This is a genomic window from Pseudomonas fluorescens (assembly GCF_902498195.1).
Classification (GTDB): Bacteria; Pseudomonadota; Gammaproteobacteria; order Pseudomonadales; family Pseudomonadaceae; genus Aquipseudomonas; species Aquipseudomonas fluorescens_BU.
Genome location: NZ_CABVIY010000001.1, coordinates 481,466 through 494,041, shown reverse-complemented (window position 1 = coordinate 494,041; position 12,576 = coordinate 481,466). Strand labels below are relative to the sequence as shown.

Annotated in this window: 16 protein-coding genes; 7 read left to right on the top strand and 9 right to left on the bottom strand. The window is 60.6% G+C overall.

From position 1 onward, the window contains the following. Positions 1–4: 4 nt before the first annotated feature. Together F8N66_RS02245 and F8N66_RS02240 are read right to left on the bottom strand one after the other, a co-directional pair. Complete coding sequence (locus F8N66_RS02245) at positions 5–208, bottom strand: hypothetical protein (protein ID WP_150768617.1); 204 nt, start codon at positions 206–208, stop codon at positions 5–7. Continuing rightward, positions 208–657: a hypothetical protein gene (locus tag F8N66_RS02240; RefSeq protein WP_191622874.1), complete on the bottom strand. Its 450-nt coding sequence runs from the start codon at positions 655–657 to the stop codon at positions 208–210. The genes F8N66_RS02245 and F8N66_RS02240 overlap by 1 nt, the downstream gene beginning before the upstream one ends. Positions 658–1,088: 431 nt before the next feature. Between F8N66_RS02240 and F8N66_RS02235 the strand changes: the two genes are divergently transcribed. The 3 genes from F8N66_RS02235 to F8N66_RS02225 all read left to right on the top strand — a co-directional run bounded on the left by F8N66_RS02235 (position 1,089) and on the right by F8N66_RS02225 (position 2,102). Next, on the top strand, positions 1,089–1,325 hold the full coding sequence (locus F8N66_RS02235; RefSeq protein ID WP_150769209.1) for a hypothetical protein: 237 nt from the start codon (positions 1,089–1,091) through the stop codon (positions 1,323–1,325). A 162-nt stretch (positions 1,326–1,487) separates the two neighbouring features. Then, complete coding sequence (locus tag F8N66_RS02230; RefSeq protein ID WP_150768615.1) at positions 1,488–1,718, top strand: hypothetical protein; 231 nt, start codon at positions 1,488–1,490, stop codon at positions 1,716–1,718. A gap of 144 nt (positions 1,719–1,862) precedes the next feature. Next, positions 1,863–2,102 carry a DUF2789 domain-containing protein gene (locus F8N66_RS02225; RefSeq protein ID WP_150701445.1) on the top strand — a complete coding sequence of 80 codons (240 nt, stop codon included), beginning with the start codon at positions 1,863–1,865 and terminating at the stop codon, positions 2,100–2,102. Positions 2,103–2,109: 7 nt separating this feature from the next. Here the strand turns inward: F8N66_RS02225 and F8N66_RS02220 are convergent, their stop codons facing one another. From F8N66_RS02220 to F8N66_RS02210, 3 genes are all read right to left on the bottom strand, one after another. Then, the gene (locus tag F8N66_RS02220; protein ID WP_150768614.1) at positions 2,110–2,313 is read right to left on the bottom strand and encodes a hypothetical protein; all 204 of its coding nucleotides are present in this window, start codon (positions 2,311–2,313) and stop codon (positions 2,110–2,112) included. Between the two features lie 138 nt (positions 2,314–2,451). Further along, positions 2,452–3,681, bottom strand: coding sequence for a methyl-accepting chemotaxis protein (locus F8N66_RS02215; protein WP_412070714.1), 1,230 nt, complete (start codon positions 3,679–3,681; stop codon positions 2,452–2,454). 576 nt (positions 3,682–4,257) lie between these two features. Then, a complete protein-coding gene (locus tag F8N66_RS02210; protein WP_007907888.1) occupies positions 4,258–4,662 on the bottom strand; it encodes a TraR/DksA family transcriptional regulator in 405 nt (134 codons plus the stop codon). A 364-nt stretch (positions 4,663–5,026) separates the two neighbouring features. Between F8N66_RS02210 and F8N66_RS02205 the strand changes: the two genes are divergently transcribed. Continuing rightward, on the top strand, positions 5,027–5,638 hold the full coding sequence (locus F8N66_RS02205) for a glutathione S-transferase (protein WP_150768612.1): 612 nt from the start codon (positions 5,027–5,029) through the stop codon (positions 5,636–5,638). Between the two features lie 164 nt (positions 5,639–5,802). On the opposite strand, the gene F8N66_RS02200 is transcribed toward F8N66_RS02205, so the two are convergent. Continuing rightward, positions 5,803–6,735 carry a hypothetical protein gene (locus tag F8N66_RS02200; protein ID WP_150768611.1) on the bottom strand — a complete coding sequence of 311 codons (933 nt, stop codon included), beginning with the start codon at positions 6,733–6,735 and terminating at the stop codon, positions 5,803–5,805. Positions 6,736–7,086: 351 nt separating this feature from the next. Here F8N66_RS02200 and F8N66_RS02195 point away from each other — a divergent pair, with 351 nt between their 5' ends. Then, positions 7,087–7,770: a response regulator transcription factor gene (locus tag F8N66_RS02195; RefSeq protein ID WP_150768610.1), complete on the top strand. Its 684-nt coding sequence runs from the start codon at positions 7,087–7,089 to the stop codon at positions 7,768–7,770. Continuing rightward, a complete protein-coding gene (locus tag F8N66_RS02190) occupies positions 7,748–9,142 on the top strand; it encodes a sensor histidine kinase (protein ID WP_150768609.1) in 1,395 nt (464 codons plus the stop codon). Before F8N66_RS02195 ends, F8N66_RS02190 begins: the two co-directional genes overlap by 23 nt. Positions 9,143–9,261: 119 nt before the next feature. Here the strand turns inward: F8N66_RS02190 and F8N66_RS02185 are convergent, their stop codons facing one another. The 3 genes from F8N66_RS02185 to F8N66_RS02175 are packed head-to-tail and all read right to left on the bottom strand — an operon-like array spanning position 9,262 to position 11,518. Further along, entirely contained in the window at positions 9,262–9,672 is a 411-nt protein-coding gene (locus F8N66_RS02185) for an SRPBCC family protein (RefSeq protein WP_150768608.1), read from the bottom strand. A 29-nt stretch (positions 9,673–9,701) separates the two neighbouring features. Beyond that, positions 9,702–10,499: an SDR family NAD(P)-dependent oxidoreductase gene (locus tag F8N66_RS02180; protein ID WP_150768607.1), complete on the bottom strand. Its 798-nt coding sequence runs from the start codon at positions 10,497–10,499 to the stop codon at positions 9,702–9,704. Between the two features lie 2 nt (positions 10,500–10,501). Next, positions 10,502–11,518 carry an aldo/keto reductase gene (locus F8N66_RS02175; RefSeq protein ID WP_150768606.1) on the bottom strand — a complete coding sequence of 339 codons (1,017 nt, stop codon included), beginning with the start codon at positions 11,516–11,518 and terminating at the stop codon, positions 10,502–10,504. Positions 11,519–11,634: 116 nt separating this feature from the next. Here F8N66_RS02175 and F8N66_RS02170 point away from each other — a divergent pair, with 116 nt between their 5' ends. Further along, positions 11,635–12,540: a LysR substrate-binding domain-containing protein gene (locus tag F8N66_RS02170; protein WP_150768605.1), complete on the top strand. Its 906-nt coding sequence runs from the start codon at positions 11,635–11,637 to the stop codon at positions 12,538–12,540. Positions 12,541–12,576: the final 36 nt, after the last annotated feature.

Sequence of the window (12,576 nt, the reverse complement as noted above, 5' to 3'; positions counted from 1 at the left end):
CGGACTAATTTTCGGAAATGTCCTGCAAACGCTGAAGTTCTCTCCTGACCATGCTGGCGTATTCCGCCGGGCGCATCGTGTAGAGCTGTGACGCCACCCAGTTCAGCCAGGCGCCCTGCAGAACGGCCTTGTGCTCGAATAACCGCAGGGCTTCGGCTTGAGCGTCAGCCTGGTGCTGCTGGTGGAAATCGGCGCGGGTCACGCTCATTACTCGCTGGCCTTGAACGTCACCAGCTCGCCCTTGCGCCATTTGGCGGCCTTGGCGGTCACGGCCTTGAGCGTCTTGGTCAGGCCTTCCTGCAATTGCTGGTGGGCGGCGAACACCGTCACCGCGCTATGGCCTTCCTTGAACACAATGGCCTCGCCGTCGGCGGTAGTCACGAAGGCGTAATCGCCCAGGCCATACACCGTCAGCTTGATATCGCGGAATTTAATGTCCAGCTTGCCGCCTTCGCGACTGGGCAGGACCGAGGCACTGAAATGATCGCCGACCTTGAGCTTGAGGCCCGGCTTGTCGTCCACCACCAGCGCCGATTCGGTATCGATTTCGGCAACATAGATGCCTTCGGCGTTCTGTTCGGTGATGTAGACGAAACGCGATTGAAAGAGTTTGACCAGCTTTGCGCGCAAATCGCCCAGCACAAACAAAGCATGCATATCGAGATTACTTACTGCCAAGGAACCATCCCCACATCTGAAAATGACGCCGCACGCCTGAAAAGCGCACAGCCGAAAAAAGCGGCAATGCCGAAGGTAAAGCTAAAAAACCCGGGTCGAGATCCCCGGATGAGCAGAGGGCTCATCCATCACAAGGCTTGAGCAGACTACTGGACGTCGCTCGCCTCGTCTTGCCTGGCATTCGTCAAAGGTTGAAGGAAAACACCCTTCCTACGCCCAGAAAATACGGACTATCAACTTCAGGGAAAAAACTCTTGAAAAAAAGCACTTTTCCGACATATCGCCCGGAAAAAATTGCTTTAGATAAACATCGGTCACCCACCAGTGAGGGTGATTCTAGAGCAGCCATGCTCGCCGAGACTACCCATACCGACGTGCATACGTCGGTTAAACAACGAAAAGGACTTCATATGTGCACGCTGACACACTTCGCTTCCCCCTTGGCACCGACGCCGACTTCACCTTCGCCGGTGTTACAGCACCCGCAATACCAGCCCCAAGCCCCCGACTCTCCGAAGTTTCAGGTGATATTGGCCGGTATTTCGTTCTTTCATATCAAGGAAATTTCCACCGGGCATGTAAGAGGTTTCCGCGCCGATCATAACGAAGCTTGCGCCCTCGCCCGCTCACTCGAGTCACACATTTGACGAAACCTGTCTTGCTCCCCCATAGAAACGTTTGTCATGCCGGCGACTTAACTCAGCCGCCGGCAAGCAACTACTGCCATACTGCCCGCCCAATCAAACGCGTCCTGCCCACGGCGGGACGTCGTTGAACACAACAATATATTTCCAAGGGAAGGCTGCAACGTGACGGAATTTGATATCGGCGAGTTTTTCATCCGGGGCGAAGCCAGAGAGGTCGACGGCGAGTTCCAGGCCGTGATTGTCATGCGCGCCAAGCCACCCCTGAAAACCGTGACCTATCATCAGGTCGAGAAAGACCGCTGGTTCAAGTCCTCGGACATCGCGGCCGTCGCCGCCCAGGAATCGGCGAAGGAGCTCAAGGCGGCGGTCGATGCCGGCGCATTGAAAGCCTGAAGATCAGGTTTGCGGTCTATGCTCACTTCTGCGTTTGAACTTTGATTTGCACAGTGTTTTCGAACGCTGAAAGCGCAGTTGCCTCAGAAGTAGCGGAACCGGACTTCAAACCTCGAACTCGCCTCACCCTGCCAGGAGATGAACATGGAATCACCGACCCACGACTTGAAAGGTTTGTTCGACCAGCTCGGCCTGGACTCCACCCAGAAAGCTATCGACGATTTCATTGCCAGCCATTCACCGCTGCCCGACGACAAAAAACTCATCGACGCCGAGTTCTGGACGCCGCAGCAAGCCGGTTTCCTGAAAGAACAATTGCGTGAAGACGCCGACTGGGCGCGGGTGGTCGACGACCTGAACCTGCGCATGCACCAGGTTCACTGACCTGGACTCAATGCAGGCTGTCCGGGGTTTCGGCATCCAGTTGCGCCAACCAGGCAGCCCTGCACTCCTCGGCTTCATGGCGACTGGCAAATGCCGTGCCCCGGCGTTCGCCGTTCAGTAACACAACCCAGCACACACTCTGGCCCAAGGCTCGCAAACTGGCGGGTACGCCGCTGCCAATCATCACTGCGACATCGACTTTGCTTTGCATGATGGTCTTCGACTCCGTTAGCAGCCTAACTATGTAGGCATGGTAATGAGTCTGTGGATGGGGATACAGCAGCGAACTTGTACAGCTTCGTTGCCGGCGGCGTAACAATCCCCAGGGTGTAAACGGATAGGTACTCATTCAAGAAGCCTGAACCACTTCCGGCTTATACCCCAACCGCAACCCGCCCCAATGCCGCCCCCTGACCACAATCGGCACCGACAAATCATGCATCAACTCCCCCGTATCACGGGTGTAGGTCTGCAACAACACTGCCTGTTGATGACTCCCACAACGAATCCCGGTGCGGTCGGTGAACTTGCGCTTGGTGCGGTTTTGCAATGTATCGACCTGCACGTCCCCCGTCAGCGGCTGGCTGAAAACAGTGTTGTGGGTCGGCACATACCCCTGCTGGGTGCAGGCAATGGCGAACACCAGGCCTTCATGGCGCGGCAGCAACGGTTCCTGGATCGCCGGCAGGACCTGATCGGTGTAGCGGTCGAAGCGCGTCTGGTACTTGGCCGGGCTGGTGTTCGCAATCGTCTGGTAATTGCGGTCGAACAGGTCGTCGAGACTGATACGGCCCGCGTCGATGTCCGCTTCGAAACGCGCCGCGATCTGGCTCGCGCCTTCGCGGGCCAGGTCGTAGATGCGCTGGTGATAGTCATCGAGCCCGACCTCGGCCAGACGCTCACTGATGGTTTCGGCCTGACCCTCCATTTGCACGGCCGCCTCGGCCAGGCGCCGGGTCTGTTGATCGCTGATGGCCAGGTCACTGCGCATTTGCTCGATGGCGTGAAACAGGCTGTCGAGTTGTTCACGGTTAGTGTCGGCACCCTGGGCGATTTCCCCGACCTGGCGTTCGACACTGGCCGCCAGCCGGGCGATGTTTTCCAGGTGCTGGCCGGTGTGCTCGACCTGCTGGACGCCGGTGTCGAGGTCACTGGACAGCTGGCGAATCTGCTCCACCACTTGCGCCGTGCGCTGCTGGATATCGGCCACCATCTCGCCGACTTCGCCGGTGGCGGTCGCCGTGCGTGCGGCCAGACCGCGAACCTCGTCGGCCACCACCGCGAAACCGCGACCGTGCTCCCCGGCCCGCGCCGCTTCGATGGCCGCGTTCAAGGCCAACAGGTTGGTCTGGCTGGCGATGGACTGGATCACCAGGGTCACGCGCTGGATATCGTCGCTGCGCAGGCTCAGGGCTTCGATCAGTTCCCGGCTGCTATTGGCCCGGGCGCTGAGCTGATGCATCCGGGCAATCGACTCGATCAACTCGGTGCGTCCGGCGGCGCCACTCTGATGCGCCTCGCTCGCGGCGCTCAGGGCCTGGCGACTGAGGGTCGAGGTGGCCTGCTCGGTGGCAATCATCACTTCGGCGTTGCTGACGATTTGGGCGGCGGCACCGAGTTGCGATTGCAACTTGTCAGCCAGTTGCCTGACCGAAAAGGCCACGCCGGCGGCGGACAGCGCGTTATGGCTGGTGGTGTAGGACAGATCGCGCGTCAACGCAGAAATCGCGCCGCCCGTATCGACAGGCACGGCTTCGGGGGTTTTCCGCGATCGCAGGCGAGGCAGCCAGACAATCAGCACGGCCATCGGCAGGCCCACATACAGCGGCCCGTTCCCGAGTGTCATGCCACACAGCAACAGCATCAGGGCGATGCTTTGCAGCGTGGGTGTCAGCCAACGGTTTTTTGGCAAAAGCACTGGCGCAGGCACTGCCGCAACCGGAGAGCCGTCTCTCGTCATCGTCGTCACCCCAAAGTTCTTCTATTTATTGTCTTCGCATTACACGCCACTAAAAAGCCATTATCCATGAGCCTTTAGTCGCGGGTGTTGCGGCAGATCAATCAAAGAATTTTCGGACGACAAAAAGCATCGCGGGCAAGCCCGTTCCCACTGGAGGGTGGAAACGGGCTTGCCCGCGATGCGGACGCTACCGAATCAGGCCTGACGCTGATGCTTGTCGATCTGCTCGTGGCGCTCTTGGGCTTCGATGCAGTACTTGGTGGTCGGGCTGATCAGCAGGCGCTTGAGGCCAATGGCCTCGCCGCTGTCGTCGCACCAGCCGAAGCTGTCTTCTTTAATACGTTCCAGGGCTTGTTCCAACTGAGGCAGCATGCGCTGGTCGCGATCGATGGCGTTCACCAGCCAGGTGCGCTCTTCTTCGACGGAAGCCGCGTCAGCCGGGTCAGCCGGGGTGTCCAGGCTTTCAATGGCGATGCGGTTCTGTTCGATGCGCTCATGGGTTTCGACTTTCATGTTCTGCAACAGCTCGGAGAAAAAAGCATGTTGCTCGGCATTCATGTAGTCATCCGCCGGCATGGCCAGCAACTTGTCCTTTGTCATTGATATCTCTATAAAAAAACGTGCATTAAGGCGAATAAGGGAGCGTTCCGGCGGACCTGGGCAGGCCATCGGAAAGGCGCCGTTTGTTCCAAGCGCCACCCGGCACTCAATTTACGAGGGGCGGCAGTCTAAGGCCGAGTTGAGGCCTCAGCAACTGAAAAGACAGCGAATTTGTCCGACAAGGCCTCGAAAATGCTCTATGGCGGGCATCCAGGCGGTTATCGGAGTGCGTTTATAGCAAGAAATTCAATCGAACGGAGCTATATAGAAGACAAACGGCCGGGCAGCAGGCCGTCGTTTGCAGGTCGCGCTGGCTCAGCTAAGGTTGTCGCTCCCGCAAAGGGCCATCTCAAGGAGCGGTTAAATGAAGCTGATCGGCATGCTGGATTCTCCCTACGTACGACGCGTCGCCATTTCTGCCAAACGCCTGGATATCCAGCTCGCCCACCAATCGGTGTCGGTGTTCAGGACTTTCGAGCAGTTCCAGCAGATCAACCCGGTGGTCAAGGCGCCCACCCTGGTGCTGGACGATGGTGAAGTGTTGATGGATTCCACCCTGATCATCGATTACCTGGAAGCACTGGCCGGCCCCGACCGCAGCCTGATGCCGGCCGACATCGACCAGCGCCTGCGTTCGCTGCGCCTGATTGGCCTGGCACTGGCGGCGTGCGAAAAATCGGTGCAGCTCTATTACGAACGCAACTTGCGCCCGGCGGAAATTCAATATGAACCCTGGGTCGCGCGAGTCGAAGGGCAATTGGCGGCGGCGTACAACGTGCTGGAGCGGGAGCTGGAACAGCAGCCGTTGAAAACCGACGGGGCGATTGATCAGGCGGGCATTACCCTGGCGGTGGCGTGGAGCTTTACCCGCTATGTAGTGCCGGATCAGGTCACGGTTGAGCGGTTTGCGCGGATTGCTGCCTTCACTGACTATGCCGAAGGGCTTGAGGTGTTTGTCAACACACCGATTGATTAACAGTTCAAGATTAAAAGATCGCAGCCTGCGGCGTAGGAGCTGCCGCAGGCTGCGATATTTTGGCTTTTAAACGTTCAATGCATGAACAGCGCAATCAGGATAATGATCGGGATCGGTACGCCAAGAAAGAACAGTAGTAGTGAGCGCATGATGACTCTCCGGGGTTAACGAACAGGTGGGGTGGTCACATAGGTGTCGGTTTCCAGATACACCACGGCATCCCGACGACGACCGCCGAACGTGGCGGCAAAGCTGGCGAAAAACGCACCGAGCAACAATGCAACGAACATCCACAAGGTGGTCCAGGCGGCAACCTTGGCGGCGGTGTCGGCCGCTTGTTGTGCCGCGAGTTTCGCGTCGGCCACGGCTTTTTGCGTGCGGGCATAGACTTCATCGACCCGACGTTCAGCATCCGCCTGGGTCAGGTTGGTCCGCTGTGCGACCAGTTGGGCCAGGTAGGTGCGGTCTTCGGCGGCCAGTTGACCGTCGTTGCCCAAGGAGCGGACGAAGATCCGGGTCACCGTGCCTCGGGCGGCGTCATCGCTGACGGCGGCCGGACGATCATCGCGAAACAGGCTGTCGATGTAGTAGCCGTACTGATCGCTGTCGGTATTGGCCGCAGCCGTGCCGGCAACCTGGGTCATGGCGCTGGCGGCACCGCCGGCGACCTGCGCCCCGGCCTGCACACCACCGCTGATCAGGCTGCTGACCGAGCCCGCGATCAGGGTGGCCGTTACCAGGGTCGCGACGCACCAGGCCAGAAAGCCGTGTGCGGTGTCGCGAAAGTAGACTTCGTCACCATGCATGTACGTCCATTTGACCCGCAGGCGTCCGGCGATGTACCCCCCGAGCCCGGAAGCCACGATTTGTGTGAAAGCGAGCCAGACAATCGTCGTGATGCCCAGCCCCTTGGCGCTGATGCCTTCATTGGCCCACGGCGAGACCGCCGAAAACCCGAGGCCGAAACCCAGCAGCACCAGAATCAGCGACAACGCCGCCGCAGCCGCGGCCCCGGCGAATATCGCGCCCCACGACACGCCAGAGAGCGTGGTCGATTCATCTATGGCGGGATAGAAACCATCAGAGGATCTATTCATTGTGATGTCGCTCCAGGCAGAAAAACGATGTTACAACTCTTCAAATCCACAGTTGCAGTCACCGTGCCAGTCGCGCGTTATTAAAAATGTGTTGGAAGTCAGCAGGTTACAAAAATTGAACTTCCAAACCCCATGCAATATGCAACGAATGGCCAGTCGCGGCGGGTTTTATGCATTAAGGATCAAAAAATCGCCGCCTTCGGCAGCTCCTGCATTTACAACGCGATCCCCTGTAGGAGCTGCCGAAGGCTGCGATCTTTTCAGCATGCATGAACTTTTATTTAGTAAGCCTGCGATCATTTCTTGGCAAAATGTCGCCTATTGTTGTGAACACTTACTCAGGCCAGCCCCATGACCCGCATCTTGACCATCGAAGACGACGCCGTGACCGCCCGGGAAATTGTCGCCGAATTGAGCAGCCACGGCCTCGACGTCGACTGGGTCGACAATGGGCGCGAGGGGCTGGAACGTGCGGTCAACGGCCACTATGACCTGATCACCCTGGACCGCATGCTGCCCGAACTCGATGGCCTGGCGATCGTCACCACGCTGCGGACCATGGGCGTGGCCACGCCTATCCTGATGATCAGTGCCCTGTCGGATGTCGATGAGCGCGTGCGCGGCTTGCGCGCCGGGGGCGACGACTACCTGACCAAACCCTTTGCCACCGATGAGATGGCCGCCCGGGTCGAAGTGCTGCTGCGCCGGCAACACACCGGCACCGCCCAGGCCACGACGCTGCGGGTGGCGGACCTGGAGCTGAACCTGATCAGCCACGAAGCCAGCCGCGACGGCCAGTTGCTCACGCTGTTGCCCACCGAATACAAGCTGCTGGAATTCCTGATGCGCAACACCGGGCAAATCCTGTCGCGGATGATGATTTTCGAAGAGGTCTGGGGCTATCACTTCGACCCCGGCACCAACCTGATCGACGTGCACATCGGCCGCCTGCGCAAAAAAATCGACCCACCTGGCAATGTCCCGTTGATTCGAACCGTGAGAGGCTCGGGTTATGTCATTGCCGAACCCGTCTAAAGGCTGGCGTTCTTCCAGCAGTCGCCTGCTGGCGCTCTACAGTGCGCTGTTCGTGGCCTGGAGCGGCATTCTCATGGGCGTCATGTATTACGAGGTGTCCGCGTACCTGGACAACCTGGCCAAGCATTCGCTGATGCAACGCCAGCATCTGTTTTCGCGCTTTTCCGGCGAGCAACTGGTGGACGCCCTCGCCGTCAGCATGACCTTCGACATCCGCGGCATCGACGCCTATGGCCTGTTCGACGCCGAGCACCGCTACCTCAGCGGCGCCCTGCGCCACATCCCCCAAGGCCTGGCGCTAGACGGCAAGATCCACATGCTGAACGATTGCGCCGAGTCCAATGACCCGACCCTGCCCGCCGACAGCTGCGACGCAGTGGCCACCCAGACCCGCGATGGTCGATGGCTGGTGCTGGTGCGGGACAACGGCTCGTTGTTCGCCGTGACGCGCATCATCCTGCACGCCTTGCTCTGGGGCATGACCCTGACGATCCTGCCGGGCATCATCGGCTGGCACCTGCTGCGCCGCCGGCCGCTGCGGCGCATTCGCGGGATTCAGGCCAGCGCCGAAGCCATCGTCGCCGGTGACCTGACCAGGCGCCTGCCCCTGTCCAACCGCCGCGATGAGCTGGACATGCTCGCCGCCATCGTCAACGCCATGCTCGAACGCATCGAGCGCCTGATGAACGAAGTCAAGGGCGTGTGCGACAACATCGCCCATGACTTGCGCACGCCGCTGACCCGTTTGCGCGCGCAGCTTTACCGCATGCAACAACAGGCCGGTGAAGGCTCGGCGCAAGCGGCGCAACTGGATCTGGTACTGGGCGAAGCCGACACGCTGATGGCGCGCTTTCGCGGCTTGCTGCGGATTTCCGAACTGGAAGATCGTCAGCGCCGCTCCGGCTTCGTGCAGCTCGACCCGGTGCCGTTGCTGCAAGAGCTGCATGACTTTTATTTGCCCCTGGCGGAGGACGACGGCCTGGCCTTTCACTTGCTGCTGCCGGCGTCCTTGCCATCGCTCAATGGCGATCGCGCCTTGTTGTTCGAAGCGGTGGCGAACCTGTTGAGCAATTCGATCAAGTTCACCCCGCCCGGAGGCCATGTGATTTTGCGCGGGGTCAATGAGGGCGGGCATACCCGCATCGAAGTCCTCGACTCCGGCCCCGGCATTCCCGAGGCAGAACGCGCGGCCGTGTTCCAGCGCTTCTATCGCGCCGAGGCGGGCAATCTGAAAAGCGGTTTCGGGCTGGGCCTGTCGATCGTCGCGGCGATTGTCAGCCTGCACGGGTTTACGCTGGAGGTGGGCACGAGTGAATTGGGTGGGGCGCGGCTGGTGCTCGATTGCCGGCAGAGCTTGATTGCCCCGACCTGACACAGAACAAAATGTGGGAGCGGGCTTGCTCGCGAAATCGGTGTGCCAGTCAATAAATGTGTCAACTGATACACCGCGTTCGCGAGCAAGCCCGCTCCCACAGGGACTTGTAATTTATGTCACGCCGGGTAATTGGCCCGCAGCGCCTCAAGCCCACCCTGATAGATCCCGGTGAACAACGCCACCACTTCCTCATCACTCACACCCACCGGTTCGAACCGCCCGGACCAGGTCACCCGGGCGCCCTGCCCCTGCGCTTCGACGCGAATCGTCGCCAGGTAGTCAGTGGCCGGAAACGGCGCCTGCAGGATCGAGTAGCTGTAGCTTTTCCCCGCATTGTCGAACGCTTGCAGGCGTTCGATCACCACCCCACCGTCCGCCGTTTGCAGGCTGCGCACGCGGCCGCCTTCGCTCAGCTCGCTCTTGGGAATGAACGGCAGCCAGTCCGGCAGCGAGTTGAAACCGCCGATCAATTGCCAGACCTGATCGGCCGAGGCCGGGATGTCGATGGATGCTGATGTTGTTGCCATGAAAAATGTTCTCCGGATTCAAAAAAGGTTCAGATGGCCAGGCTGTCGACGACACCGCCATCGACCCGCAAGGCGGCGCCCGTGGTGGCCGAGGACAGCGGCGAAGCGATGTACGCCACCAGGTTGGCGACTTCCTCGACTTCGGCCACGCGCTGGATGATCGAACTCGGCCGGGCCTTGCGCACGAAGGCGTCGGCTTCTTCGCGAACGCTGCGACCGGAGGCGGCGATGGCCTCCTTGAGCATCTCCTCCACACCGTCGGTGAGGGTCGGGCCCGGCAGGATCGAATTGACCGTCACCCCGGTCCCCGCCAGGCGCTTGGCCAGGCCGTGGGACACCGCCAGGTTGGCGCTTTTGGTCACGCCGTAGTTGATCATCTCGGCGGGAATCGCCACGCCGGATTCCGAAGACAGGAAAATCACCCGCCCCCAGCCCTGCTTGACCATGTCCGGCACGTAATGCCGGGCCAGGCGTACACCGGAGATCACGTTGACTTCATAGAAGCGCGTCCACTCGCTGTCCGGGGTCTCGAAGAAGTCCACATCATTGTAGATCCCGAGGTTGTTCACCAGCACATCCGCACGGGGTTCGGCGGCAAACAGTTTTTCGGCGCCTTCAGCGGTGCCCAGGTCCGCGGTCAAACCGCGCAACTGTGCACCCGGCACGCTCTGGCGAATGCTCGCCAGCGCCTGCTCGACCTTGGCCGAATCGCGACCGATCACCACCACCGTGGCGCCGGATTCGGCCAGCGCCTTGCTGATGCCCAAGCCAATGCCGGCGGTGCTGCCGCTGACAATCGCCAGTTTTCCACTCAGATCGATTTTCATGCTCATGCTCCAATGATGGGCAACGGTGCGCGTTCGCTGACCAGCTTCGCGTCACGCAGTGCCTGCCAGAAAGCGGCGGGAATGACCGCCGACAACGCAGCGACATCTTCGGCAATCCGTCCAGGACGGCTCGCCCCCGGAATCACCGCCGCCACCGCCGGGTTCGCCAGCGAGAATTGCAAGGCAGCGGCCTTGATATCGACACCGTGGGCGGCGGCGATGCGCTTGATCTGCTCGACCTTGTTGATGATCGCCGGGCTGGCCTTCTGGTATTCGAAGTGCGCGCCACCGGCCAGGATCCCCGAGCTGTAGGGACCGCCAACCACGATCTCGACGTTCTGCGCCAGCGCCGCGTCCATCAGGCGCTGCAAGGCGCGGTCATGGTCGAGCAGCGTGTAGCGACCGGCCAGCAGAAAACCGTCCGGCTGCGCTTCGCTCAGGTCCAGGGTCAACTCGCAAGGTTCGACCTTGTTCACGCCCAGGCCCCAGCCCTTGATCACCCCTTCTTCACGCAAGCGGGTCAGCACTTTGAAAGCACCGGTGCGCGCCTGGTTGAAGTACTCCAGCCATTGGTCGCCGTAGAAATCCTGGGCGATGTCATGCACCCAGACAATGTCCAGGCGATCGGTTTTCAGGCGCTTGAGGCTGTCTTCGATCGAGCGCAGGGTCGCGTCGGCGCTGTAGTCGTTGACGATCTTGTTCGGGCGACCGTGTTCGAACACCCCGCTCTTCTCGCCCAGATCGCGGGCGGCGGCGTCTTCGACTTCGTCGAGAATCACCCGGCCGACCTTGCTGCTCAGTACATAGTCGTCACGGTTGTAGCGCGACAGTGCCTCGCCGAGGCGAATTTCCGACAGGCCCGAGCCGTAGAACGGCGCGGTATCGAAGTAACGCACGCCGGCATCCCAGGCGGCGTGCACGGTGGCTTGCGCTTCTTCTTCAGGAATGGCGCGGAACATGTTGCCCAGGGGGGCGGTGCCGAAACCCAGGGCGCCAGGCAGTTTGTCTTTCAAGCTCATGGTTCGAATCCTCGTAGGTAGAGAGGTCATTGGCTGACCGTTGAGCAGATCCTAGATTGCGACAGTCGGACCGTCCAAGACATAATGTGCAGCACTTAAGTCCCACGAGGTCTGACATGATCGACATCCGCCAATTGCGCTACTTCGTCGCCGTCGCCGAGGAAGAGCACGTCGGTCGCGCCGCCGAACGCCTGCACATTTCCCAGTCGCCCCTGAGCCGGCAGATCGCCCAGCTCGAAGAACGCCTGGGCCTGACGTTGTTCGAGCGCAGCCAGCAACGCATCCGCCTGACCCGCGACGGCCAGACCTTCCTCGCCGAAACCCGCGCCCTGTTGACCCACGCCAATCGCCTGGAATCCCTGGGCAAACGCCTGGGTCGCGGAGAAGAAGGCGGCCTGTGCATCGGCTACATCGAAAATGCCATGCACGCCGGTGTCCTGCCCAATGCCTTGCGCGTACTGCGCGTCGACCGGCCGAACGTGCATGTGGCGCTGTACAACCTCAGCTCCGCCGAACAACTCGAAGGTCTGCGACAGCGTAGTCTGGATATTGCGCTGGTCAGTGAACCGCCGACCGATGACGACCCCGACCTGCTCGGTTTCCAGGTGCTCGATGACCCGATGTTGCTGGCCTTGCCCGAGGATCATCCACTGGTGCACCAGGCCCTGTTGACCCCCGCCGACCTCGCCGGCCAGGAATGGATCGGCGTGCAGCACCACCAGAACCTCACCAACCGCGAAGACTTCGTCAGCGCCTGCATCCGCGCCGGCTTCACCCCGGACATCCGCATGGAAGCCACCGGCCCCTTCACAGCCTTTGCCCTGGTGGCGTCTGGACTGGGGATCGCGATGATTCAAAAAGGCTTGAGCCGCAACGCCCCGCCGGGCGTGGTGCTGCGGGAAGTGCCGTGGATCTGCTTGAGCAGACCGCTGTGGGCGGCGTGGCACCGGGTCAATTTGCGGCCGTTGGTGGAGACGTTCAGGAAAATGCTTACCGAACCCGAGCCCGTCCATATCCTCTGAATTTTGTACCGCTTCGACTGGCCTCTTCGCGAGCAA

What these genes read in the sequence shown, in the direction of transcription:
- F8N66_RS02200 (WP_150768611.1), bottom strand. Translation starts at nt 6,735, where the DNA reads ATGAATAGATCCTCTGATGGTTTCTATCCCGCCATAGATGAATCGACC.
- F8N66_RS02195 (WP_150768610.1), top strand. Translation starts at nt 7,087, where the DNA reads ATGACCCGCATCTTGACCATCGAAGACGACGCCGTGACCGCCCGGGAA.
- F8N66_RS02190 (WP_150768609.1), top strand. Translation starts at nt 7,748, where the DNA reads ATGTCATTGCCGAACCCGTCTAAAGGCTGGCGTTCTTCCAGCAGTCGC.
- F8N66_RS02170 (WP_150768605.1), top strand. Translation starts at nt 11,635, where the DNA reads ATGATCGACATCCGCCAATTGCGCTACTTCGTCGCCGTCGCCGAGGAA.
- F8N66_RS02210 (WP_007907888.1), bottom strand. Translation starts at nt 4,662, where the DNA reads ATGACAAAGGACAAGTTGCTGGCCATGCCGGCGGATGACTACATGAAT.
- F8N66_RS02235 (WP_150769209.1), top strand. Translation starts at nt 1,089, where the DNA reads ATGTGCACGCTGACACACTTCGCTTCCCCCTTGGCACCGACGCCGACT.
- F8N66_RS02245 (WP_150768617.1), bottom strand. Translation starts at nt 208, where the DNA reads ATGAGCGTGACCCGCGCCGATTTCCACCAGCAGCACCAGGCTGACGCT.
- F8N66_RS02225 (WP_150701445.1), top strand. Translation starts at nt 1,863, where the DNA reads ATGGAATCACCGACCCACGACTTGAAAGGTTTGTTCGACCAGCTCGGC.
- F8N66_RS02240 (WP_191622874.1), bottom strand. Translation starts at nt 657, where the DNA reads ATGCATGCTTTGTTTGTGCTGGGCGATTTGCGCGCAAAGCTGGTCAAA.
- F8N66_RS02180 (WP_150768607.1), bottom strand. Translation starts at nt 10,499, where the DNA reads ATGAAAATCGATCTGAGTGGAAAACTGGCGATTGTCAGCGGCAGCACC.
- F8N66_RS02215 (WP_412070714.1), bottom strand. Translation starts at nt 3,681, where the DNA reads ATGATTGCCACCGAGCAGGCCACCTCGACCCTCAGTCGCCAGGCCCTG.
- F8N66_RS02185 (WP_150768608.1), bottom strand. Translation starts at nt 9,672, where the DNA reads ATGGCAACAACATCAGCATCCATCGACATCCCGGCCTCGGCCGATCAG.
- F8N66_RS02220 (WP_150768614.1), bottom strand. Translation starts at nt 2,313, where the DNA reads ATGCAAAGCAAAGTCGATGTCGCAGTGATGATTGGCAGCGGCGTACCC.
- F8N66_RS02175 (WP_150768606.1), bottom strand. Translation starts at nt 11,518, where the DNA reads ATGAGCTTGAAAGACAAACTGCCTGGCGCCCTGGGTTTCGGCACCGCC.
- F8N66_RS02205 (WP_150768612.1), top strand. Translation starts at nt 5,027, where the DNA reads ATGAAGCTGATCGGCATGCTGGATTCTCCCTACGTACGACGCGTCGCC.